At 45.4% G+C, this 24,537-nt stretch carries 19 protein-coding genes; 17 read left to right on the top strand and 2 right to left on the bottom strand.

All coding sequences use genetic code 11. The features are described 5' to 3' along the window. Positions 1-49: 49 nt before the first annotated feature. The gene (locus tag PAEVO_RS10990; protein WP_100537571.1) at positions 50-922 is read right to left on the bottom strand and encodes an AraC family transcriptional regulator; all 873 of its coding nucleotides are present in this window, start codon (positions 920-922) and stop codon (positions 50-52) included. Positions 923-1,168: 246 nt separating this feature from the next. On the opposite strand from PAEVO_RS10990, the gene PAEVO_RS10985 reads away from it, so the two are divergent. From PAEVO_RS10985 to PAEVO_RS10910, 16 genes are all read left to right on the top strand, one after another. Continuing rightward, a complete protein-coding gene (locus tag PAEVO_RS10985; protein ID WP_100537570.1) occupies positions 1,169-2,542 on the top strand; it encodes an extracellular solute-binding protein in 1,374 nt (457 codons plus the stop codon). Between the two features lie 294 nt (positions 2,543-2,836). Beyond that, positions 2,837-5,110, top strand: a complete 2,274-nt coding sequence (locus tag PAEVO_RS10980) for an FIMAH domain-containing protein (RefSeq protein ID WP_100537569.1) — start codon at positions 2,837-2,839, stop codon at positions 5,108-5,110. Between the two features lie 257 nt (positions 5,111-5,367). Next, the gene (locus PAEVO_RS10970) at positions 5,368-5,967 is read left to right on the top strand and encodes a short chain dehydrogenase (RefSeq protein ID WP_100537567.1); all 600 of its coding nucleotides are present in this window, start codon (positions 5,368-5,370) and stop codon (positions 5,965-5,967) included. Positions 5,968-6,366: 399 nt separating this feature from the next. Continuing rightward, the gene (locus PAEVO_RS10965; RefSeq protein WP_100537566.1) at positions 6,367-7,236 is read left to right on the top strand and encodes a hypothetical protein; all 870 of its coding nucleotides are present in this window, start codon (positions 6,367-6,369) and stop codon (positions 7,234-7,236) included. A 221-nt stretch (positions 7,237-7,457) separates the two neighbouring features. Further along, positions 7,458-8,486 (top strand): alpha/beta fold hydrolase, encoded by a 1,029-nt coding sequence (locus PAEVO_RS10960; protein WP_100537565.1) that lies wholly within the window; start codon positions 7,458-7,460, stop codon positions 8,484-8,486. Between the two features lie 91 nt (positions 8,487-8,577). Next, positions 8,578-9,051: a GlcG/HbpS family heme-binding protein gene (locus PAEVO_RS10955; RefSeq protein WP_100537564.1), complete on the top strand. Its 474-nt coding sequence runs from the start codon at positions 8,578-8,580 to the stop codon at positions 9,049-9,051. 275 nt (positions 9,052-9,326) lie between these two features. Next, a complete protein-coding gene (locus tag PAEVO_RS10950; RefSeq protein WP_100537563.1) occupies positions 9,327-10,106 on the top strand; it encodes a DeoR/GlpR family DNA-binding transcription regulator in 780 nt (259 codons plus the stop codon). Between the two features lie 6 nt (positions 10,107-10,112). Then, a complete protein-coding gene (gene nagA / locus PAEVO_RS10945; RefSeq protein WP_100537562.1) occupies positions 10,113-11,264 on the top strand; it encodes an N-acetylglucosamine-6-phosphate deacetylase in 1,152 nt (383 codons plus the stop codon). A 145-nt stretch (positions 11,265-11,409) separates the two neighbouring features. Then, a complete protein-coding gene (locus PAEVO_RS10940) occupies positions 11,410-12,114 on the top strand; it encodes a hypothetical protein (protein ID WP_100537561.1) in 705 nt (234 codons plus the stop codon). 11 nt (positions 12,115-12,125) lie between these two features. Beyond that, positions 12,126-12,818, top strand: a complete 693-nt coding sequence (locus tag PAEVO_RS34790) for a CD3324 family protein (RefSeq protein WP_347708108.1) — start codon at positions 12,126-12,128, stop codon at positions 12,816-12,818. A 270-nt stretch (positions 12,819-13,088) separates the two neighbouring features. Continuing rightward, complete coding sequence (locus tag PAEVO_RS10930; protein WP_098745917.1) at positions 13,089-14,015, top strand: ABC transporter permease; 927 nt, start codon at positions 13,089-13,091, stop codon at positions 14,013-14,015. An 18-nt stretch (positions 14,016-14,033) separates the two neighbouring features. After that, entirely contained in the window at positions 14,034-14,936 is a 903-nt protein-coding gene (locus tag PAEVO_RS10925) for a carbohydrate ABC transporter permease (RefSeq protein ID WP_165789654.1), read from the top strand. A 125-nt stretch (positions 14,937-15,061) separates the two neighbouring features. Then, positions 15,062-16,357: an extracellular solute-binding protein gene (locus tag PAEVO_RS10920; RefSeq protein WP_243390728.1), complete on the top strand. Its 1,296-nt coding sequence runs from the start codon at positions 15,062-15,064 to the stop codon at positions 16,355-16,357. After that, entirely contained in the window at positions 16,312-16,485 is a 174-nt protein-coding gene (locus PAEVO_RS34285) for a DUF3502 domain-containing protein (RefSeq protein WP_243390727.1), read from the top strand. The genes PAEVO_RS10920 and PAEVO_RS34285 overlap by 46 nt, the downstream gene beginning before the upstream one ends. A gap of 161 nt (positions 16,486-16,646) precedes the next feature. Next, positions 16,647-18,392 carry a sensor histidine kinase gene (locus PAEVO_RS10915; RefSeq protein ID WP_100537560.1) on the top strand — a complete coding sequence of 582 codons (1,746 nt, stop codon included), beginning with the start codon at positions 16,647-16,649 and terminating at the stop codon, positions 18,390-18,392. Between the two features lie 22 nt (positions 18,393-18,414). Next, entirely contained in the window at positions 18,415-20,004 is a 1,590-nt protein-coding gene (locus PAEVO_RS10910) for a response regulator (protein ID WP_100537559.1), read from the top strand. 154 nt (positions 20,005-20,158) lie between these two features. Here the strand turns inward: PAEVO_RS10910 and PAEVO_RS10905 are convergent, their stop codons facing one another. Beyond that, positions 20,159-21,502 (bottom strand): FAD-binding oxidoreductase, encoded by a 1,344-nt coding sequence (locus PAEVO_RS10905; RefSeq protein WP_100537558.1) that lies wholly within the window; start codon positions 21,500-21,502, stop codon positions 20,159-20,161. Between the two features lie 336 nt (positions 21,503-21,838). On the opposite strand from PAEVO_RS10905, the gene PAEVO_RS10900 reads away from it, so the two are divergent. Then, on the top strand, positions 21,839-24,334 hold the full coding sequence (locus PAEVO_RS10900) for a GH39 family glycosyl hydrolase (protein ID WP_100537557.1): 2,496 nt from the start codon (positions 21,839-21,841) through the stop codon (positions 24,332-24,334). Positions 24,335-24,537: the final 203 nt, after the last annotated feature.

The raw sequence follows: 24,537 nt of genomic DNA, 5'->3' as shown, positions 1-24,537 counted from the left end.
GAATGATGAAAGCAGCACGAGTGATAGTCACCCGTGCTGCTCTTCCATTCTAAGATCCAGACTTCTTAACGACAGGGATCCAAACTTCCATTTCATACATGCTATTGCCTCTATCGTAAGTCATTTCAAACTCAGGACCATTTGCCGGTTCGTAATTGCAGGTTGGAAACCACTCTGCCCAAATGCGCTTCCACAATGCATGGATCCCGCTTTGCCCGTCGGGATAAAGGCCGGTTGAGAATATCGCGTAGGTTTGAGGTGGGATAGAGAGCCTTTCAAACCCTTCCGGCATGCCACTCTGGGGTATAAAGTAACCGATCAGGTAGGAAAATTCTCCACCTTCCTTGTTGTATAGTCCCCCATGAATCTGACCATTTTCCCCCAGACCCGCAGCTGTTCGGATTCGATCAACAGTGCCGTCGGATATGCACTTCGTCCAAAAAGCAGGTATATCAACAAAAGGATTATCGCCATCGCTATTCACCAGGGTTGATATGCCGAACATCTCAAAAGCCTGTTTTTCCTCTATTCTGTAATTCATCTCAACATCTCCTCGAATCGAAATGTGAAAGGATAACCGAGGATAGGCCTTCAGTGTAACTCCTTTGTCGCACGCTGACATTGGCATCACACCGTGCATTTTTTTAAACGCTCTAGAAAATGCTTCAGGCGATTCGTAACCATACTTTAAAGCGATGTCGATGACCTTTGTACCGCTCTGCTGCAGTTCAAATGCGGCAAGGGTCAGCCGCCTGCGTCTAATATACTCTGAAAGCGACACATTCGTTATGAACGGAAACATTCGCTGAAAATGGTATGTTGAGCAGCAGGCAATTCTAGCCACGATATCGAAATCAATCGTATCAGACAGGTGTGTTTCTACATACTCCATAACGTTGTTCATACGATCCAGCCAATCCATATAGACCATCCTTTCAAAATTGAGTATAGGGGATGGTAACCAATGAAACCTTGCAATCCATGCACCGAAATATCATGTTCGAGAGGATATGAATAAATCCTTTTTTGTTGATTATTAATTTCAACGATGATCTGCCCAGATACAGTTTCCATGGGATTTCATTTTGCCAAACGAACGGAAGAGTGAGTATACTATAAGAATGGATTGATGGAGTAAACCAGATATGGTAAATAAAGGTGGACACATATGGCTAAATCCGACCGGTATACTTTTCAAAATAAAATGAAGCGTATGGTGACCGACCTGCGCCAAAAAATTAAAAACGGCATTTACGCTCAGGGCGATTATCTTCCGTCGGAAATGTCTTTGATCGAGCTGTACGGTCTAAGCAAAAATTCAGTCCGGCAAGCGCTGGACCAGCTGGTCCAGGAAGGGTTGATCGTTAAAGTGCCCCGGGTGGGCACCCAGGTGGTTGCCTCTACCGGACAAGTCCGGAAGATTCGTTTCGGCATGTATCCATCTCTATATGCAGAGGCGGAAATGGAGGCCTTGCTTTCCCTATTTCAGGAGCGGCATCCGGATATTTTAGTGGAAATCGTGGACTTGCCCTATGAACATGCGGAAAGCATCGCGAACCTGATGCGGCTTGGTATTGTGGACGTGCTGTCCGTCAACATGCAGGATATGATGCACTTTCAGGAGAGCGGACATACAGGTCTGTTTCTCCCGCAGCAGCCCTATGCGTCAACCTACACTTTTTTGCATGCTCCCTTCGTGGATGCTGAAGGCCAGCTGGCGGCACAGCCGTTCATTCATTCTCCTGTGATATTGGCTTACAACAAAGAACATCTTCGGGAAAAACGCCAGTTTGAGCCGGACAGTGGTTGGAGCTGGGACGATCTTCAGCGAATGCTGCAGGAGTTGAAAAGCCCCGGACGTTACAGTCTGGCCCTGCAATTGTATTCGCTGAACCGATGGCCCATCTTCCTCATGCAGAGTAGAGGCGATATGGAGATTGATTCGTCATGGAGCCGGGCGATCGAGGGTCTGTCCTGGCTCCGCGGGCTGATTCATGAGGACGGCATGTTCCCGTTAGCGCTGGCTCAAGGGGCTTTTGAAGCGGAGAATTTGTTCCGTGAGCAGAAGGTCTCCGTCATCCTGACGACGTATTATCTGCTCAACCAGCTGAAGGGAGCGTCCTTTACTTATGACGTGGCGCCTCTGCCGCATTTTGATAATGGGACAACTCTGCTATTGGGCACCGGGATCGGGGTAAGTGCTCACTCCAAAGAGCGGGATCTGGCCCAAAGCTTTGCCGATTTTCTGGCCTCCGATGAAGTGCAGGAATACATCCGCAGGCATTCGTACAGCCTACCAGCAAACCGCTATATTACCGAGAATGTAGACCCGGAGCTGGAGGGACGGCCATCCCGTCTCAACCTGCACCGTGAAATGGCTCATCTATATAAGACCTGCAAAGATATACCACTAAGCCTGGATGAGATGCTGCTGTTCCGCGAACAATTGAAGCAATACTTCTCTTATCTGATCGATGAGGAAGAGCTGATGTCCGTGCTGGGAAGTAAAACAACAAGAGACAAATGGATTCATAAGCTGTGACCACCGTGGTCACAGCTTTTTACTTTATAGTATTTAAAAGTTTTAGCGATGCTGAACGATTCTATTATTTTAAGATAATGACCAGATAAGAACCAATTGACACTGTAGAGGAGATATGCTAAATTCTTTGCGAGTATATGAACTACATAAATACCAGAACATCATGATGTAACTCACTCTTAATCGGGGAGGGATGCCGCGATCCTTACTTGGTAAAACGATCCATTTTACCGCTACAGGTCGGACAGTTGTTTTGTCTATAGTACATTCCATTATAGAAATGAGGATGAATTAATGAACGTAACCCACAGCAAGCCTCGCGTGAAGGAGGGACTCCATCGCCTGTGTCTCGCGATTTGTGTCACGTTACTGACGGCGGTTTTCTTCCCGGCAAGCGCCTCGGCGGACATTAGAAAAAGTTACAGTAATCCTATCGATTTGGGCTCCCCGATGCAAAGCGTTGCGATTTATGACGGGGCATTCGGAATTCAGGACGGGCGCAAGGTTATGTACACAACGGTATCCGGTAAGCCGGCTATCTTTCATGTCATTGATCTGAAAACCAAAGAAGTGCTGAGCACGCACCCGTTAACGGGATCCGAAAGCTCTTGGACGCATTTGACGACCCCTGACGGGACGGTGTATATCGGGGGGAACGGTACACTGTACTCCTACTCTCCGGTGACTAAACAATTGAAAGTTCTGGGCGGCATCGGTGAGCAGGTCGTATATGGCTTGTCTCACGATGAGGAGGGCCGGGTCTACTTCGGTTCTTATCCCCATGCGAAAGCGGGCCGCTACGATCCTTCTACAGGGGAAATGAAAGACTACGGCATTGTAGGCACGGGCCAAAGCTACAGTCGTTCCACTGCGTATCATGACGGATATCTGTATGTCGGTATCGGAATAGAAGGCAGCATTGTGAAGGTCAATGTGGAGTCTGGCGAGAAGGAGACCATCCAGCTTCCGAGCTACAACGGAGCGGTTGACATCGGCATGGTGAACCAGTTGGATGTCGCGGGCAAATATTTGGTTGCGGGCATCAGCAAAGGAAACAGCGCGCTTCTGTTCTATGATCTGGAGCTGCAGCAGTGGAGCGAGACATACCACTTGAACAATAAAGGCATTCGTCTCTCTTATGGACCGGAAGGCAGCAATAAAATCTATTTCGTGCAGAATAACCATCTGATGGAAGTGGATTTAAATACCCTTGCTGCTGTTGACACCGGTGTGGTGTACGGAACGTTCCTGCGTAATACGGCCTGGGTGGAGGTTCCGAACGATCCGGATCTTCCAGGTGTTTCTCTAGCAACCGTTCAATTCGGCGGCAGCGTAGCCTTCATGAATCTTACGACCAAGCAGGTCAAGGCGATTCCGTATCCGGTGAATGGCAACCCGATTCCTGTTCAGACGATGGAGAACGGTCCGGATGGACGTCTGTTCATTAGCGGTTACCCTGGGGGTACAGGGTCTGCGTATTCGATAGAGACCGGTACCTTCGAGACCTTCCCCATGGGTCAGTCGGAAGGGATGGTGTCCATGAACGGCAAGATGTATATGGGCGTTTATCCTGGCGCGGATATCTTTGAATACAATGCGGAAAATCCGACGCAGCGCAAAAGCCTGTTTAAAATTACCGGGCAGGACCGTCCGTTCATCATGAGAGCCGCGGAGGGCAAGCTGTTTATCGGTACCATTCCGGATTACGGCAAACTCGGCGGATCCCTAACCATTTATGATCCAGCCAACGGCAGCAATTATACCGAATACAAGAACGTCATCAACAATCAGTCGATAGTCGGCATTGCGGTGAAAGACGGCAAGGTTTACGGGTCCACTACCGTTGCTGGCGGACTGGGCATCACTCCTTCAGAACCGGCGGCCAAATTGTTTATCTGGGACATCGCGACCGGTAAAGTAGAGAAGGAATGGGTACCTTCCATTGAAGGCGCTTCTCCTACGCCTCATATTATCAGCGGTACCAGTTTTGGTCCGGACGGCCTGCTGTGGGCGGCTTTTGACGGAACGATTTTCGCTGTAGACCCGAACACCCAGGCGATTGTCAAAAGCAAGACGATTTACGAAGGTGTTGAGAAATACGGCAATTGGCGTCCGGTCTATATTCGCTGGAGCGAGGACGGCCTCATGTATCTGACGCTTGCCGGTCATGTCACCGTGGTCGATCCGGAAACGATGGAGCACCAGACGCTGGCGGAATCCCAACACGTGAATTTGGGACATGACGGTAACATTTACTACACGAACGATACGCAGCTGATGAAGATTGAAGTGTCTGATGGGGCGGCACCGGATAGGCTGGGCTCCCTGATGGACGATATTCAGTCCTGGAAGTCGCAGGGGGATATCAGCCATCCGCTTAGTCAGCAGATCGGCAATGCGCTGAAACAAGCGGAGCTGAAGCATAAGCAGGGCAAGAAGGATCAGGCCGTAAAGCATCTGAACGATGCGCTCAAACATCTGAATAAAGCCAAAGCGGGAAGTATTACGGAAGAGAAACGTTCGGAAGTGGAGCAGCGCATACAAGCGATCATTGGTGAATGGTCCTGATTTTTGCAGGGAATCGCTTTAAATAGATTTTCATTGCAGGAAAAACATCTGCGTATAAAAAGTCGCCTACTGGGCGACTTTTTTTCTCTTCCCGATGATGTGTTAATATAAATATGGTTTTTAAGATGAGTTGAATGGATTTTTCCACAACCAAATCAATATTGAATTTATTCATCAGCTGTGGGATTCCTATCTCCAAGGGAAATTCCAAAAATGAATCATGGTGCAAGTTTTTTTAGACAGAAAGGAGAGCAAACATGAAAATAATCATTGTTGGGGCAAGCGGTACGATTGGACAAGCGGTCGCCAAGGAACTAGGGAAAAAACATGAAATTATTCGTGCCGGAAGGAACGGAATGGACGTAACGGTTGATATTACATCGATGGAGAGCATCAAAAACATGTATGAGCAAGTTGGGAAAGTGGATGCAGTCATTAGTGCAACAGGAGGCGCTCATTTTGCTTCTATTACAGAATTAACGCCAGAGTTAAACGAAATAGGGATTGAAAGCAAACTGAAAGGACAAATCAATTTAGTTCTTTTGGGAATGAACTATGTTAATGACAGTGGAAGCTTTACTTTAACTACGGGGATCATGATGGATGATCCAATTCCGCTAGGCGCATCGGCAGCCATGGCAAATGGTGGTGTTAAAGCGTTCGTGAAGTCCGCCTCAATTGAAATGCCTAGGGGAATCCGGATAAATAGTGTTAGCCCTAATGTCTTACAAGAATCACTGGGGAAATATGGCGACTTTTTTCCCGGCTTTGAAGCAGTTCCTGCTAGTCGCGTAGTTCTTGCTTTCAAAAAAAGCGTAGAAGGAGCTCAAACTGGACAAAATTATGAAGTTTATTAATCAAATCTCCTTTTGTCAATTTTTGTTCGTGGGATAAGTATATTCAGTCATCGGAAGTCGCGGAAATCGCGGCTTTTTTTGTTTTAACGATGGCGAAAATCATGGAAGACTAGGACTTCATGTTTTAAGCTCAAACCAGCCAGTCACTACCCAATGACCCAAAAGTCCCTCTTGCTGAGCCAGCAGAAGCCTAATGGTTTGGGTTAATTAGTATGACCAACCAAAGCACACCTTTCGGACGAATACCGACAAAATTTTATAGACGAAAAGAATCATTTTTTCGGGAAGTTTGATGAAATGGGTGTACGCTGCGTGTTGGATATAATACGATCAGACAAAGTATTTTTATTCATTACTACGAATGAACTCGAATCACGCAGATAAACGGAGGGAAACACTGTGAAATTATTAGGGACGATTATGATTGTAATGGGGAGCTTCTTCTTGCTCGGCATAGGATGTACGGATCAGGAGCAGGGAGTGGCAACGAAGCTTGGACAATCCGAACAGAACGGCGACGATATACGCGTTCCGCACAATGAGCGGCTTCATTTGTCCACCGACAAGAAGTGGATTGAGGAAGAAGGGCATCAGTCTGATCTGATTCGATTGCAATGGACGGCGGAAAGGGCCAAGCCGGCGATCGTCTGGGTTGACGAGAATGGCAAGGACAAGACGGCGATCATTTCCCATGACAAGGCAAACAATCCGGAGCAGCAGGATCATAAGCATATCTCGTTCGAGACGACTATGTCGCCGACTGGTCAATACCCCAACCAGTTGTTTACCCGGTTTGAAATTCCGTTTGACACCGACGTAAGCGAGATCCGTACGCATTCGTCCAATTTCAATGTCATGAGTGGTATCTTGCGGGTAGCCGGCGAAAGCGGGACGAACCGGGATATCCAACTAAGTGCAGCCGGCAAGGATAATGAGACGACACCGAGATGGGCCGTACGGGCCGACAGTTTAGAGGAATCGGGTGACAATGCAGGTGCCAACCTGCAGTTCGTCCGTTATGGAGATGACGGCAAAGTGCTCGATTCCCCACTCACCGTGCAGCGCAGTGACGGCAATATCGGAATTGGCACGAATGAACCCGACACCAAGCTTGATGTAAACGGGGATATGCTGCGTCTTCGCGAAAAGTATACGCCCGCTTCGTCCACTGCTGCATGCAGCCAAGGCCAGATCTCTTGGGACGACAAATATGTATATGTTTGCGTTGCCCAAAACAATTGGAAAAGGACCGAACTATCCTCCTGGTAGTTTCTGCGCCGCTGATCTGTATCAAGATCAGCGGCTTTTTTTGTTATTAGCTATGTTCTAATGCCGCTGATTTCTTCGACTAGGGTCTAGGTCCAATTCAGTCTCAGGAAGGATTTGGAGTAAACGAGCCTAAGGTACAATGAGATGTAATGAAATCTACATTGGATCTTCCGCAATCCGCAATTTACTTCAAGCTTTAAGCTGAAAGGTGTCCCAAGACCATGAGAAAATTGAAAAAAACATTAAGAATTATCGGTATAACACTAATAGGGCTACTCATAACAGCCCTAATTTTTCCTACATGGACATCGTCCATCAAAGGTGAAAATAGTATTAGCATATTAGAACAAGTAGAGATCAATGGAAGCAAGCAAGAACTGATGATACGCGGCAATGACAAGAATAATCCCGTCATTTTATATGTACACGGAGGACCTGGAGCCCCGGAAATCCCATATGCGGCGGCATATCAAGACTTGTTGGAAACCCGGTTTACGGTTGTTCATTACGACCAAAGAGCCAGCGGAAAATCCTATCATTTTTTTGAGGACTACTCTAATCTTACATCGGAATTGCTGGTAGATGACTTGTTGGCATTGACCGATTATGTTTCGGAGCGCCTGGGCAAAGAAAAGGTAATCCTTATTGGACATTCTTATGGCACGTATATTGCTGCACAGGCGGCCCAAAAGGCACCCGAAAAATACGAGGCTTACGTGGGGATTGGTCAGATGGGGGATACCGTAACAAGCGAGATGGACAGCTTGACCTACTTAATCAGCCAAGCTCAACAGGCCGGCAACGCAGAAGACGTCTTATATCTGCAAGGACTAACCGATAAAATCAAAAAGGGCGAGATGTTCACTCCACGAAATTATGTCATTCAATATGGTGGAGCTTCAAGACTTATTGACAGTCCCGACGGCGATAGCCTCGGGATGCTATTAAGCAGCGAGTATAACTTAATGGACGTCATTCGGTATAACGTCGGGATATCATATTCTCAAAAGATTTTGTTGCAGGAGGTTATAGAACATCCGTTGCCAACGCTTGTAACGAAACTTGAAATACCGTGCTACTTTATCATGGGCGATTATGACTATATGACGTCCTCCCATGCAGCAAAAGATTTTTTTGATAGGCTTGAAGCCGATCAGAAGGAGTTTATCGCGTTTGATCAATCTGCCCATTATCCGCAATTTGAAGAGAAGGGGAAATTTTTTGAATGGGTGTCCGAGACATTTCTTTAGCATGCATTCTGCAATACTGGAATTGGGCAATTCACCTATATAGGAAATGGCAATATAATGTAGTATTTCTTTTATGTAAAGGAGAGCTACCATGTACAAACTCACTTTAACTGCGGCTAAGAAGTTATTGGAGACTGCTGAACACCAAGCACGACAAATGGGTCTTAATTCTGATGTAGCGATCGTCGATGAAGGGGGAAACCTCATTGCCTTTCATCGAATGGACAATGCCAGAATAGCAGGTATCGATATTGCCATCGGCAAGGCTTGGACCAGCGTAGCGATGCAAATGCCGACAGCGAATTTAGCGCAATCCGCGCTTCCAGGCGGGGCTACATTTGGCATTAATACAACGAATCAGGGGAGAGTCGTTATACTTGGTGGGGGGATTCCGCTCGTTCACGAAGGCAAGGTTGTCGGCGGCATTGGTGTAAGCGGAGGAACAAGCGCACAAGATATTGACGTTGCCAATGCAGCAGTGCAAGCTTTTGAAAATATGAGATGTAATGAAATCCAATATGCAAACGCTCGGATTGGCACGGTACAACAGTCGTTTACTTATTAACGGCTCTCCTGCTACGATGGTAAGGGCAGGCTGCTTCTATGCAAGAAGCGGCCTGTCTTCATTCTATCTGCGATTGTATCTGGGCTTATGTCACGATTGCCGGAATGGAAAATGTCGAAGATCTAGCCTATGCGTACTTTAAAAACCGCGATGATCGTGGTTTTTTTTTGTTTTAACAAAAACAATAAAAGCTTATATATACTTATTGATTGTTTTAAATTACTTATATATACTTATATTTAGGATGTAAATGCTTAAGCAGGGAGGGATAGGATGTGTTCCAAGAGGAACGATTAGTAAAAATCCTGGATTACTTAAAACAACATAAAACGATGAGTGTTGGAGAGATATGCTCATTCTTTCAAGTGTCGCGGGATACCGCGCGCAGGGATATCGTCAGATTAGTTCAAGAAGGAGTTGTTGTTCGAACGCACGGAGGGGTAGCCTTGCCTGAACTGCAAAAGGAACTGACTTCTTATCAGGAACGGCTTATTGATCAGCCGACGAGCAAGAACGTGATAGGCGAGCATGCCGCTAAACTGATTCGGGACCACGAAACGGTATTCTTGGACGTATCTACGACCGTACAATTTGTTGCGGAACATATTCAAGCCAAACAGATAACAGCGGTTACGCATTCCATAGATAATGTAGGGATACTCTCCAAGCGAGAAGATCTGAGCATCTACGTGCTCGGAGGTTACCTGCATACCCAAAACCGGCTATTATACGGTCCTTCCGTCATTGATAAAATCAGTGAAATCCGTGCCGACAAAGCGTTCATCGGTGCGACGGCAATTCAACCTGACGGACTCTATTATCCATACGAAGAAGATGTCCGGGTGAAGAGAGAAATGGCGCGGCGCTCGGACCAGGTTATACTTGTTGCGGATCATACCAAATTCGCGGTGAAATCGAGGTTCAAGTTAGACTTTGATCACGTGGATATTATTGTAACCGATCAATCGATTCCCGCTGAAATACAAGAAATATTAGACAACAAGAATATTACACTTATAGAGTGTCAGACTCATAACCAACGGGAAGGAGCTTAAGTAGTAATGAACAACAAAATCATTCAACATGTTAAAGTCCACCTGCCTCATCAAATACTTCCTTCTGCAACGGTCTGGATTACGAACGGGAAGTTGACGAGAATAGAACCGACGCAAGAAATGGAAAAGATCGAAGGCGATGATGAACGAATTGATGGCAAAGGAATGTGGCTCTTACCGGGGATGATTGATGTTCATATTCATGGGGCCAATGGCTATGACATGATGGACGGAACCGAGGACAGCATTCAAGAAGTATCACGGGCTTGTGCTGCAACCGGATGCACCTCGTTTCTGGCAACTTCCGTGAGTTCGACGATGGAAGACCTGCTGAACATGATTCGCAGCGTGAAATCTGTAATCGGACGAGAACAAGGGGCAAGGATCGCTGGCATTCACTTGGAAGGCCCCTATTTGAATCCGAAGCGTAAAGGGATGCAAAACGAGAAATATCTTCGCCATCCGAATCTGGAAGAAATAAAGTTGATTTTTCAGGAAGCGGGTTCGCTCATTAAAATGGTAACGATCGCACCAGAATTGCCTGGAGGATTGGAGCTCATATCCTATCTGAAAGAGCAGGATGTTGTGATTGCCGTAGCTCATTCCGATGCCACGTACGAGGAAGCAAAGCTGGCTTTCGCAGCCGGAGCGAGTCATGTAACCCATTGTTTTAACGGCATGAGACCGATTCACCATCGAGATCCCGGAATGATTGTAGCCGCATTCGAAGAACCGCATGTAAGCTTGCAAGCGATTGTCGATCAAGTCCATCTTCATCCAGCCATTGTCAGATTAATGCACCGACTCAAAGGACCTGCTGGCATGGTGCTTATTACGGATGCGCTTCAGGCGATGGGATTAGGTGATGGTACTTATATGTTTGGAGGTCATCATGTTACCGTTTCCGAGGGGATTGCAAGGCTTGCGGATGGCACTTTAGCATCAAGTACCGTGACTATGAATGAAGCGTTACGTCTGACCGTAGCTAACGGAATATCAATGGAGGATGCCGTGCACATGGCTTCAACAACGCCGGCCCGTATTCTAGATTTATCTCGTAAAGGAAAAATCGAGGTAGGATACGATGCGGATCTCGTCCTGATGGACGAATCGTATCAAGTGCAGTGGACGATGATTGAGGGTAAGCTCTATTGTTAGAATGGAAGTAATCACAAGAGGCTGGTGTAAAGTTGACTAAACCTATTCGTTGCCTATATCCCATACATGACCAATGTTATCATTACCCCATATCAGGTGCGCAGCTGATGTGTATAACCATTGTTGATGTAAAGGAGATATGAACATGAGTAAAGACAGTATAATTAAGTCCATGCTTTCGGATCAGGTAAGTATGACACCAAATGGATTTGTCGCAGATGAATTAAGCCCAACTCAGTTTGCAGATTGTTACGAGTTGTTTTTTGACAAAGTCTTGGAAATTAGTGCAGCGGATATAGCGGGAATAGAAGGCTATGGTGAGTTCAACGAGGATTGTAAAACAGAGTATAGCACCTGCAGGCAATTTCTAATTGACACATTTGCAGAAGATAAAGAAGGATACTGGTTTAATTGGAAGGAGCTCTTTGATACAACGATTTTAGATCGTGACTTTGTCGAAAAATACTTGATGGAAATGGACGCTAGAATTGATTATTGTGAAGGAAAACGTTATTTAGTTAATAATAACACGTTTTTTGAAATAATGATCACAGATGGAAAAACGACGGTCGGATTCCCAGACTGGAGCAGATCCGGCATATGCGATTTCCTTTTAGACTTTGTCATTATGGACTTAAATAAGCCTTACTTAAACATACCTGAATTGTTATTCGAGTACTGCAAAAAAAGGAACATTGTCATTCCGGATTTTAAAGAACGATTTTTATGTATGGCGTATTATAAGGGAATCGATGTTTTGCGATGGCATGCGTCGATCGATGACATAGAATCTTGCAATTCTATTATGAAATCTATCGGTCAACTGAAGGATCGAATATACGCCTTATAAAGGGTGATCCTATGAAATATGAAAATGCCAGCGATATCATACCTGAGAAGTTATTGAAAGAAATTCAGAAATACGCTGCAGGAAAACTTCTTTATATTCCTACTGGAGAGGAAAAAAGGGGTTGGGGGGAGAAGTCGGGTTACCGAAATCAATTACAAAGGCGTAATATTATGATTCGCAATAAGTATGCCAATGGGGTAACGGTTTCGGAACTTGCGGACGAGTACTTTTTATCTTTGGATTCCATTAAGAAAATCATTTATTCGAAGAAAAATGACCAACAATTCACTTATGCTCCAACTGTACGATCGGCAGTGCAATATGCGAATATCGGAATGCTCGAAGAATGGATTCATTGTTATATGCTCCACTCCCGAAATGCTGCTCCTAGTTTACATGATTTTATGAGAAAAGAGTATTTGTATTTCGGTGTTGTTAAATTTCCTTTGCGTCTCATCGAACTTAATGGAATCATGCCTGGGAAAGACTGTACCGATGAAGCAGACGCAGCTGCTCTTCCACCGCTTCTTATTGAGTATAAAGAAGGCAAATTTTATTGCATCGAACAGAAGAATGTATTAGCTGCACTAAAACAATGCAAAGTAAATGCTTATCCAACCATAATTGTGCTGAAGGAAACAACGGATTATAAAAGGTTTATGAAATACTATGAAAACGTCTTGTTTTATATTAATCAAGCATGACTTGCGATTGGAAGAAGGATTCGTACGCATTGCGTCATACAACATACAGCGGGGGTGCCCCAAGGTCTTTGGACCTTTTGGGGCACCCCTTTTTTTGCATTTAAAAACTTCAACAGCTTATTCGGACTTGTGTTGCTTCAATTTGTAATCGGATGAAAAGAAGTCACCATTGTGGTATCAGAAAGTCATATGGATAGTGGTTGACCAAAACCATTGGTTATAGAATGAGGGTGTAAGGGTTTACATGACGTGATAAGAAGGGGCTGGAACATGAGGGGTTCGTCTCATTTAAGGAAGAGGCTGAAGAAGTATAAGTGGCTGCTGCTAATGACACTGCCGGGGATCGTCTACTTGTTCATCAACAACTATGTCCCGATGTACGGTGTGATTCTAGCATTTAAAAACTATAATTATGTCGATGGCATATGGGGAAGCGCGTGGGCGGGTTTCGATAACTTTAAATTCTTGTTCAACTCACAGGATGCGTACGTTATTACCCGGAATACCTTCCTTTATAATTTCGTTTTTATTGTGCTGAACCTGGTTTTAGCCGTTCTGGTAGCGCTGCTGATTAATGAAATTAAGGATAAAGCAATCAGCCGTTTCTATCAAAGCACATTCCTGCTGCCGCATATCATCTCGATGGTCGTAGTCGCCTATCTGGTCTACAGCTTTTTGAATGTGGATAGCGGACTTGTGAACAGGTTATTGATCCATTGGTTTGGTTCTGAGGCTGTATCTTGGTATGGGGAACCGAAGTATTGGCCGTACATCCTGGTCATCGTCAATGCATGGAAGAACGTAGGTTATCTATCCATCATCTATTTTGCCTCCATTATCGGGATAGACAAAGAATATTATGAAGCCGCCACGATTGATGGTGCAACCAAGTGGAAGCAAATGACCCGGATCACCATCCCGCTTATTTTGCCAGTCATCACCACCATGACCCTGCTTGCGGTCAGCGGCATTCTCCGGTCGGACTTTGGATTATTCTATCAGGTTCCTATGAATACAGGCGCTCTAATCCCGACAACGAATACCATCGATACCTTTGTCTATCGTGCCATGATTCAATCGGGGGATATCGGCATGTCGACAGCGGCTGGATTCTATCAATCCGTTGTTTGTTTAGTGCTCATCCTAGTAGCCAATACGGCAGTAAGACGCATTAATAAACGTGACGCTTTATTTTAACAGAGGGGGGAGGTAGAAATGGTGAAGGTGTTGAGTACTAAAAAATGGATCGGCGCATCCTCGATTCACCTGTTCTTCTGGGCCTTTACAGTTGCTTCGTTAATTCCGTTTATCCTGGTCTTTATGGTGTCGATCTCCAGTGAAGATTCCATTCTGCAGAACGGATACTCGTTGTTTCCCAGTCAAATCAGCTTTGCGGCCTATCAATTTTTGTTCCATGATTTTTCGGAAATAGCGAAAGCTTACGGCGTTACGATCTTGACCACGCTCGTTGGAACGGTGGTAAGCCTTTTGATAACAGCGCTTTTTGCGTATCCGTTATCCAGACCCGAGCTGCCGTTTCGCCGCACCATTTCCTTTTATATTTTTTTTACCATGCTGTTTGGCGGCGGAATGGTACCTTGGTATATCACTTATGTGAATATGTTTGATCTGAAAAATACGATTTTTGCGATGATCATTCCCAACTTGCTGTTAAGCGCCTTTAACGTGCTGCTCATGCGGAGCTTTTTCGCCTCGACCATACCCGAATCCGTGGTTGAATCCGCAACGATTGACGGTGCAAGCGAGCTGAAGATTTTCTTTAAAATCGTCGTTCCGCTTTCGTTGCCGATTATGGCCACGATTGGACTGTTTAACACGTTATCCTACTGGAATGACTGGTACAACTGCATGCTGTTTATCGATAAACCTGAATTATATAACATCCAATATCTGATGACAAAAACGCTTACTAACATTCAGTATCTTCTAATGAAGTCTAACAGTTCGGCTCAGGTTGGGGACCTGCTCGCCAAGATGCCAAGGGAAACCGTCCGCATGGCACTTGCGATTGTCGGCATTGCCCCCTTGATGTTCGCCTACCCGTTCTTTCAGAAGTATTACATTAGCGGGATCACAACCGGTGCCGTAAAAGGTTAGCGGCCATACGATTGTTCATTAGAGGAGGTGGGGCAGGTTAGCGATTCGCACTCCAATTCGTGCCTTATATAAAAGTTAATAGTTGAGAGGAGAACTCAAGGATATGAAAAAAAGCGCATCAACTGATGCTTATGATCATGCTTTGCGGAATGCTGGCATTAACAGGCTGCAGTAAGGGGGGAACTGAAAATACTTCGGATACCGGGGGCAAACAAACCGATGAAACAGGACAACATTCAGATTCCTCACTCAAACCGTATAAAATAACGCTCGTATATCCGGCAACCGCTCCCAAAGACTTGCAGCTTGTTCAGGAAGAGATGAGCAAATATCTAACGGAAAAGATAAATGCAACCATTGAGCTCAAGCCTATTGAGTGGGCTTCTTGGGATGATAAGACCAACTTGATGAAAATCTCGAATGAGCCGTTTGATCTGATGTTTACGGCCAGCTGGTTCTCGTATCCGAAGGATGTCGCTAAAGGGCAGTATCTGGAACTTGATGATTTGATGGCCGAACACGGAAAAGATATTCCGGGTATCCTTGGCGAGGAATTTATTAAGGGATCCAGAATTGGCGGCAAGCTGTATGCACTTCCTACCAAGAAAGAATTCGGCCAGGGTTTCGGATTCCTGCTCGATAAGAAGTTGGTTGATAAATACAAATTTGATACGAATGGCATCAAAACACTGGAAGATATGGAAGCCATGTTCCAAACCATTAAGGACAATGAACCTGGCGTGACTCCGATCGTTTCAAGCAAATTCACAAACGTTTGGGAAGCCGCCAATTATGATGGCATCGTTGCCAATCTCTCGATTCCACGGGGAAGTAAAGAGTTGAAAGCCGTGGATACCCTGGAGGATCCGAAGTTCATCGAATTTTATAAACGGATGCATCAGTGGAATCAGAACGGTTGGTTTGATAAGGATATCCTGACATCAGACGCTGATCAAGGGATGAATATGATTAAGGCGGGTAAAGCCTTTGCAGTTGCCCAATCCTTGAAGCCAGGGAAAGACAAGGAGATGACCATAAGCGCGGGCGTTGAGGTGGTGCAAGTTGAAACGGCGGAGCCGTTTACGACGACAGGAGACGCGCAAGGCGCGATGCTGGGTATTTCACGAACGTCCAAAGATCCTGCACGAGCCATGATGTTCCTTAATCTGCTGTACAGCGATCCGAAGCTGCTCAATATGCTGGATTGGGGTATCGAAGGCATTCACTATGTGAAGAAATCCGATAACATGATTGATTTTCCCGAAGGCGTGAACGCGGACACGCAAACTTATCCGAATCCGGGGGGCTGGATGTTCGGGAATCAATTTCCATCGCGCTCGGATTTGCTTTTAATCAAGAGCCTGTCAAATCGGAGATGGCATCCATTGCGAATGTCGAGAAAGAGTTTGGAGCTTCGTTAAGATCCGGAGCGGTGGATCCTGAAAAAATCATTGCCAAGTGGAAAGAAAAACGGAAATCTGCCGGCTTTGACAAAGTGAAAGCCGAAGTTGAAAAACAGCTGGCAGCATGGGCAGAAACTCAGAAGTAACGAAGATAAGGAATAGGGGGATTCCGAACCGGGACTATCGTTGTGTGTCCTATAAGGGATTCCTTTTTTTCCTATGTGTGACTATACTCAGAGTGTAGATGACCTGCTATACTGCAAAGCCATTCTGCTAACTTTCCATGAAGCCGGGGTAGTGTATGCCTATGTTGAATATTAAAGACTCGCTTCGCTTTAAGCTAATCATCGGATTCTTTACGATCGCGGTTCCTCTTCTGGCCCTGCTTCTCTACAACAACTACTATGCATCCAATACGATCAGGGAGCAGGTGGCGGATTCAAATAAAAATTCGATGATCCTCTATTCCCACCAGATCGAGGCAGCCCTGAACAAGGAGACGAATTTTTTGTACAACATTGCTGTTGAAGATCCGAACATTGCGGCGCTCTCACAGCTTCTGAATGATCCCGATGAGTACTATCTTGCCAAAGCCAGAATCTTGAATACGCTTACGCGTTATCACCGGTTTGACAACAGCGTCGATCTTCAATTTATTTACTCCGTACAGAAGCAGGATTTATTCACTACACCGATCAAGACTCAATCCTACGAAGAGCTATTGTCCATCAAAACGACCATTGAACAGCTCGTCAAGGAGGTTCAACCGGACAGCGCCTATTTCCGCGAATGGAAGGCCATTGAGTACAGCCAGCATAAATACGCGTTGATCAGACTGGTGGATACGGGGGATGATTTTTACCTCGGGGCGTTTGTAAAACTGGAGAACTTGATGATACCGCTGGATTTGATTCATCTGGAACATGGCTTTGCCAGCTTTGTGAATGAGCAGGGAGAACTGATTACCAACACGTCAGCTAGTGGAAGGAACCGCCTGAATACCTCTCTTGCCTCTGAATCCAACGAAGTGTATCAAATCGTGAAGAGGGATGATCAAAAATTTATCGTAGTCATGAATCAAATTCAGGGGACAGATGTCATACTAAGCGCTTTTGTACCCGAGTCCCAGATGCTGAAGAATCTGTATCACTTTCGTAGAGGCATTATCATCATATCCATCGTGGCTTTCATCATTCTGATTGTCTATTTGGTTTATCTCAATGAGATCATTCTGAAGCCCATGAACAATCTTGTCCGCGGAATGCGCAGGATCAAGCACGGGGACTGGAATACGCGGCTTCATACTTCTAAAGCAAAGGAATTCACCATGATCAACGAAGCTTTTAACAGCATGGCCTCCGAGATTCATGACCTGAAGATCAGCGTTTATGAGGAACAGATCAAGGCGCATAAGGCCGAACTTAAGCATTTACAGCTTCAAATCAATCCCCATTTTTTATTGAACTCCATCAATATCGTTTACAATTTGGCTGAAATCAAGAATTATAACGTGATCCAGCTCATGTGCATGAACCTCGTCAAGTACTTCCGTTTTACAACGAAGACGAATCAAGTCGCGGTGACGATTGCTGAAGAAATGGAGCATATGGAGAGTTATATCAAAATACAGCAGGTCCGGTTTCCAGAGCGAGTCACCTATGAAATACATATATCGGATGGCGCAGACCAAGCGGCCATTCCGCCGCTCTTAATTCAGCCATTTATTGAAAATGCAATCAAATACGGATTTGATTTCATGGATCATCCTTTTCATATTGCCATACATATCTGCCTTTCCGTGCATGATCAATTGGAGATTGTGTTCTCCGATAACGGGAGTGGCTTCTCCCGGGAAGTGCTGGAGCAATTGCAATCGGGCGGTTTCATGGAGAATCAGACAGGGGAGCATTTAGGAATCACCAATGTTCAGTATCGTCTTAAGCATATCTTTGGGCATATGACTCGCCTGGAGTTTGATAACGCTCCGGATTCCGGGGCCAGGATAAGAATTGCACTTCCTTTCCGAACGGTAGAGGAGTTTACTTCATATTGATGATCTGTATGGGGGTAGTCGCATGTTTAGGGCACTTATTGTAGATGACGAGATTTATGCGGTAATGGGAATTAAGAGCGGTGTGAATTGGCAGGATCTGCAGGTATCTGAAGTGTATGAGGCTTATAATATGCGCGATGCATTACAAATTTTTGAACGCACACCGATTGATATTATGATCTGTGATATTGAAATGCCCAAGGGGACAGGAATTGAGCTGCTTGAGCGGGTGAATGATATTTCTCCCGATACAGAAACCATTTTTCTAACCGCCCACTCTGCCTTTGACTTCATGAAGAGAGCGATTCAGCTGGATGGCTTCGATTATTTGTTAAAACCGATAGAATTTGATGTGCTTCAGGCAACCATAGCCAAAGCGCTGCAAACTATTCAACAGGAGCAGGAACTCCGTCATATGCGCGAGCATTACAAACCGTATTATGAGCTGTGGCGGAAGAAAAAAAGTCTGATCACGGATAAGTTCTGGAATGATGTATTTTCGGGCAGAATCGTCTGCACTCCAGCTAATGTTACGGATGTTCTTGAAGAGCATGAGCTTAGCGGACTGCAAGATGCAGTATTCTTGCCTGTTCTGGTGAGCGTGGAATCCTGGCTGCGCGAGCTCAGCACAAAGGATGAAGAGATCATGGAATACGCCATCCGCAAAGGTGCATCCGAAATGCTGCTGCCGGCCGGCAAAGGAGAGGTCATTCAGACCAAACAGGGGGTGAATGTCGTCCTTATTGTTGGAGAAGAGGGGAAGGAGGGGGATGCTGCTCATGAACTGAACTTGCGCTGTGAAAAATACATTCAGGACTGTTATACCTACTTTGGTTGTAATATTTCCTGCTATATCGGCAATCACTCCACCTTGTATGAAATTGCCGATACATACAGGCAGCTGCTGGAGATGGAGTACAACAATTTGAATAAATCCAACCAAGTGTATCTGCTGGCTTCATTAGGTACCCATTCCATGAAGACGATGATTCCGCGACTATCGACCTGGACCCTCCTGATGGAGCATGGGCAGCTGGAAGAAATGCAGCGAGAGATTCATGGACGTATCGAAGAGCTGAGCCGAAATCCGCAGCTTTCGGTTAGTGAGCTTGAAGGCTTCCGGCAAGAATTTATGCAAATGGTGCATTACATTCTTCATAAAAATGGACTGACTGCGTTGGAGTTGTTTCAGGATCAGGCAGGAAATCATCTGTATGCACAGCCGCGTAATCTTGAACAATTGAAAGCATCGGTTCTTCAAGTTGTTCAGGTCATCCATGATCAGCTCCATCCGAATTGCTCCGTGATACAACGTATTCAATCCTATATAAAGGAGCATTTGCACGAACCGATCACAAGAGAACAGCTGGCCGGCTTCGTACATCTCAATCCTGCTTATCTGTCCCGTCTATTCAAACGCGAGGTAGGCGAATCGATTACAGATTACATATTGTTTGTCCGGATGTCACAGGCGAAAGATTTAATCTTGACCTCGACCATTCCCATATCCGAAGTAGCCAAAACCTTTGGCTATCATAACTTCTCGCATTTTTCCAAAATGTTCAGAAAGGTATACCGCGTTTCTCCGCAGGAGTTTAGACAGCAATCTTAATCTCAAGTGAGCGGTATATCATGACGCTATTCATTAGATCCTTTTGTTGTTTGTTTTATGACAGAAGGGCTGCCATTTGGGTAGCCCTTCACTTTATTACACATGAACCATAGGATCATTGAACTTGCGTTATCGATAACCAATCCTCGCTTCACTAAGCCGGAGGTATGCTTTGGGGGTTGCGGAATACGTTTTGAGGATCATATTTAGCTTTGACTCTCCGCAATCTAGGAAAATTAGCTCCATAGTAAACCGGCCCGGAATTTTCAATTCCCTGGTCTGGTACGTTTATATAGGATCCCACGATAAAGGGCTGTAATTTTCGGCGCGTATTGCGAGTTAAGGCGATATTTCGGGCTGCATCGGATGGTTTGATCCATGAGGTGTTCCATTCCACATAAAATTTCGCTTTACGCCAGAAGAACGCAGTAGCTTTAGGGGAAACCCGACTTACAGCGCCGCCCCAGTTGAGGAAAAAGAATCCGGCGGTAGAATTTGCCTCCGCTTTCTCGAGAAAATGGCGCATCACCTTAATAGCCTTATCGGGGAAAGGACGTTTTCCGAAGCCGGAAGAGAACTGGTTGCTGAACCTTTGGGTAAGGACCGGATCAGGAGGTAATAAGAATTTCACGGCCTCCGTATAAGGCAGCAAGCGGATGATGCTCTCCGTTGGCGTTCCAACGGATGTAAGAGGTTTTAATAGTCGAATGGCCTCTGTTTTTGATCCGAGGAACAACCCTTCCATCATAACATTGCCGCCTTTTTTCGGGCCAATATTTAATTCGCTGCCCAGCCTGGTATCGACGGATGGAGCCCATTGCTGCCACGCCTTTAACACCTTTTCGAATTGATTCCATGGCCAGCTAATCTTAAATACGGTTGCTTTTGCTGGTGCCCGGCGCACTTTGAATTTGTATCTTGTGTATATTCCAAAGTTTCCGCCCCCACCTCCACGGGATGCCCATAGAAGATCAGCATTTTGTTTCTTATTGGCAACAATCACTTTTCCATTTGCATCCACCATCTCCAGCTCGATCAGGTTATCGCTGATCAGGCCGATTGTCCGCTGCAGCGGCCCGATTCCCCCGCCGAGCGTGATTCCCCCGATTCCAACCGTAGGACTGTCCCCAAAGGGGGCTATAAATCCTTGCGCAGCAAGCGTGTTGGCAATTCTTCCTACTCTATTACCCGTCTCAACAATAACCGTTCCATTTTTTTTGTTTAACTTAATTTTCTTCATTTCACTTACATCGATTACAATGCCTCCGTTGACTTGGGAGAGATTGGTTTCTAGCGCATGTCTTCCACTTCTGGCGCGAATGGGTACATGATTCTCGCGAGCCCATTTTATGGCGTTGGCAACGTCTTGGGTTCTTTGAGCAAAAACAAACACCTTGGGGAACCGGTTCGTATGGGGATCCCAGTTCTTACGTGCCGATTCATAACCTGGGTCTCCTCGGAAAATAACTCTTCCGGTCAGCTTCGTTTTTGAATTCACCAAAAACAGCTCCTAATCTGAAAGTGTATTTGACCGTAATTCATACAAATACGGTATCGTTTATTTTATGGAGTACAATCGTCTATGGTTACGTTTGTGAATCAAGTATATTTGCAATGAATGACTACCCGGGGCTATCCTTTCATGAAGAATGTGCTCCGGATAGCCTGTTTTCTAATGTATGTAAACATCGTAAACTATACATGCTATGATGATAAGCTTCTATAGGCTTCTATATGTAAGAACATAATTGTAATCTATGAAACACTTAATAATCCGTTCGATATGTAAAATAAAGATATATGGTTTACAGTTCATTAGAAATGAGGACAAATTATGCGTTACCTTTATGAATTTATCGAGCATCAAGATGATATGCCTTTTAAGCTGTTTGTTAATAGTGTGAAGCATGTTCCCTTTCACTGGCATAAAGAGGTGGAGATTGTCTATGTTCTCCAAGGCTCTGTTATCCTGCATCTTGACCAGAAGGAGTATACCCTGCATCAGGACGATGTCATTGTGGTGAACAGCATGTCGATCCATAAGTTTGAACAGAATAACCATGACAATATTTTATTAACACTTCAGTTTGGCCCGGAGTGGCTGCATAATAACGTTATCATTTCCTGTAATTCAACGACTGAGGCTGAGCCGAGCGGCTTTCGATTTGACACAATCAAGCAAGAGCTTGCGAAGATGGTATGGGAAATGAACAAGAAGTCTCCAGGCTATCGAAGTTATACCATGGGGAGGCTGCAAACGTTATGTGGACATTTATTGCGATATTTTTCGGATGGAATCAACCCGGAAGCCGATGAAGGCGGCAAGAGTTATGACTATAAAAGGTTGAACCGGGTTCTTACCTATATCGATCAAAATTACAAAGAGAAGATTACGCTGCAGACGATGGCGGAACAAGAGCACTTAAGCTTGCATTATTTTTCTCACTTCTTCACCGATAAAATCGGTATTCCTTTCCAAAAATATTTAACGCTGATCCGTTTGGAGAAGGCCCAGTCGGAGCTATCCGGAAGTGATAAGAGCATTACCGAAATTGCGATGGATTGCGGTTTTGCGAACGTAAAGCTATTCAATAAGTACTTCAAAGAAAAGTATGGGTGTACACCAAGCTCGTATCGTGAGGCCGCTGCTTCACTTCAGGATAAGCCGAATCGAAAACCGCTTACATACGAAGAGTCCTCTAGTGGAGACTATTATGAATTAGATACGATAAATGCAATGGGATCGTTATATCGATACCTGGTAGTGAAGTCGGATCAAGAACCGGAGAGGGAAAACCCTTTAACAGCAGTTGTTACGGATCATGAGCATATTCAGTTTCAGCCGGGAATGTCGTCAACAGGGTACAAAAAGCACTGGAATGTTACCACAACAGCGGGCAGGGCAGTTGAAGGGCTGCGCGATGACTGGCGTCGGCAGCTTACCGAGCTTAAAGGACGAATTCCTTTTGAATACATACGTTTCCATGGCATCTTCAATGATGAGATGATGGTATACAACGAAGAGGATGACGGTACTCCGGTTTATAACTGGGCATATGTTGACAAGCTTTATGACTTTCTGATTGGGCTCGGCATCAGGCCGTTTGTGGAGCTTGGTTTTATGCCGACCCTGCTCAGCCGTTCCAACGAAACGGTTTTCTGGTGGAAAGGGAATATTTCCCCTCCAGCCGATCAGGCAAAGTGGGAGGCACTCGTTCGTGAATTCGTTCGGCATTGCTTAAATCGGTACGGGGTTGAGGAAGTAAAGCAATGGTACTTTGAAGTGTGGAACGAACCGGATTTATCAGGCGTTTGCTGGGCAGGAAGCAAAGAGGAATACTTCTCTTTTTATGAATCTACCGTTCGAGTGATCAAGTCGGTGCTTCCTGAACTAAAAACAGGAGGCCCTGCTTTAGGTTATGGTTCACTTTGGAACGACACATGGGCCGAGGATTTTATGGAATATTGTAAGAGCCGCCAAGTAGCGATCGATTTCTTTTCCTTTCATATCTATTCGGAGTATCCTCACCTTAAAGCAGAGCAGAACCTATTAACGAAGATGATGCCGCCAACCTTTTATAAAGAGAGCATCTATCGACTGCAGGAAAAAATGAAGCTTGCCTCTTTCCGTGAGATCGAGCTGCATATTACCGAATGGAACTTTTCGCTCTATGACCGGCATCTGCTGCACGATACCATGTTTATGGCCCCGTTTGTGATGTATCATGCGATGAATACACTGGGAGACGTAAAGGCAATGGCTTTTTGGTGCTTTACGGATGTGTTTGAGGAAAGTCTTGTTCCATCGTCCCCGTTTTATGGCGGCTTTGGCTTAATGAATCGGGATGGACTTAAGAAGCCGAGCTATTACGCCTTTGAGCTTCTTCAGAAACTGGGGGAAGAGATCACCGTTAAGGGGGATGGTTATGTAGGCACTCAGAAGCAAGATGGGAGCATGCAGCTTTTGCTCTATCATTACGTCCATTTGGATCATATGTTTTCAAGCGGGGACTGGTCGGAGATGTCCCATCTTAACCGTTACGGCGTGTTCGAAGAGAAAGGCAGCAAGGTGTATCAAATCAGCATTCCTCATCTATCAGGAGCCTATAAATGCACAACCTATCAGATGGACCGGGACCATGGCTCCGTTTTTGACGAGTGGGTTCGCATGGGGGCACCCGAAACCTTGACGGAGGAGGAACTTGCGTATCTTCGCGGAAGAAGCGGCCCGGTCATCCGGACAGAGATTGTAGAGAATCAGGGTTGGCATAAAGAACTCATTCTTCCACCGCATGGTGTCCTATTGCTCACCTTTGAGAAACAGTTTTAAACACTAAAACCTTCAAGAACACCACCGCTCAATAAGAGAGGGGTGTTTTTTGCTGTCCGCTTCAGGTGGCTTTGTTCAGCCGGTCCCAAAGACGAGAAATGAACAAAAAACGACCATTGGCGAGGCAATTTACAACGAGTAAGCGTTAACAATGGAATCTATACTATAACTATGTCCATAACAGAATTACAGGAGGGAATAAA

The organism is Paenibacillus sp. GM2FR (genome assembly GCF_002803325.1).
Lineage (GTDB): Bacteria > Bacillota > Bacilli > Paenibacillales > Paenibacillaceae > Paenibacillus_AQ > Paenibacillus_AQ lautus.
This window is presented reverse-complemented; position numbering and strand designations above follow the sequence as displayed.

Excerpts from the sequence above, each read along its gene's own strand:
- PAEVO_RS10990 (WP_100537571.1), bottom strand. The coding sequence starts at position 922 with ATGGATTGGCTGGATCGTATGAACAACGTTATGGAGTATGTAGAAACA.
- PAEVO_RS10985 (WP_100537570.1), top strand. The coding sequence starts at position 1,169 with ATGGCTAAATCCGACCGGTATACTTTTCAAAATAAAATGAAGCGTATG.
- PAEVO_RS10980 (WP_100537569.1), top strand. The coding sequence starts at position 2,837 with ATGAACGTAACCCACAGCAAGCCTCGCGTGAAGGAGGGACTCCATCGC.
- PAEVO_RS10970 (WP_100537567.1), top strand. The coding sequence starts at position 5,368 with ATGAAAATAATCATTGTTGGGGCAAGCGGTACGATTGGACAAGCGGTC.
- PAEVO_RS10960 (WP_100537565.1), top strand. The coding sequence starts at position 7,458 with ATGAGAAAATTGAAAAAAACATTAAGAATTATCGGTATAACACTAATA.
- PAEVO_RS10955 (WP_100537564.1), top strand. The coding sequence starts at position 8,578 with ATGTACAAACTCACTTTAACTGCGGCTAAGAAGTTATTGGAGACTGCT.
- nagA (WP_100537562.1), top strand. The coding sequence starts at position 10,113 with ATGAACAACAAAATCATTCAACATGTTAAAGTCCACCTGCCTCATCAA.
- PAEVO_RS10940 (WP_100537561.1), top strand. The coding sequence starts at position 11,410 with ATGAGTAAAGACAGTATAATTAAGTCCATGCTTTCGGATCAGGTAAGT.
- PAEVO_RS34790 (WP_347708108.1), top strand. The coding sequence starts at position 12,126 with ATGAAATATGAAAATGCCAGCGATATCATACCTGAGAAGTTATTGAAA.
- PAEVO_RS10930 (WP_098745917.1), top strand. The coding sequence starts at position 13,089 with ATGAGGGGTTCGTCTCATTTAAGGAAGAGGCTGAAGAAGTATAAGTGG.
- PAEVO_RS10925 (WP_165789654.1), top strand. The coding sequence starts at position 14,034 with ATGGTGAAGGTGTTGAGTACTAAAAAATGGATCGGCGCATCCTCGATT.
- PAEVO_RS10920 (WP_243390728.1), top strand. The coding sequence starts at position 15,062 with ATGCTTATGATCATGCTTTGCGGAATGCTGGCATTAACAGGCTGCAGT.
- PAEVO_RS34285 (WP_243390727.1), top strand. The coding sequence starts at position 16,312 with ATGGCATCCATTGCGAATGTCGAGAAAGAGTTTGGAGCTTCGTTAAGA.
- PAEVO_RS10915 (WP_100537560.1), top strand. The coding sequence starts at position 16,647 with ATGTTGAATATTAAAGACTCGCTTCGCTTTAAGCTAATCATCGGATTC.
- PAEVO_RS10910 (WP_100537559.1), top strand. The coding sequence starts at position 18,415 with ATGTTTAGGGCACTTATTGTAGATGACGAGATTTATGCGGTAATGGGA.
- PAEVO_RS10900 (WP_100537557.1), top strand. The coding sequence starts at position 21,839 with ATGCGTTACCTTTATGAATTTATCGAGCATCAAGATGATATGCCTTTT.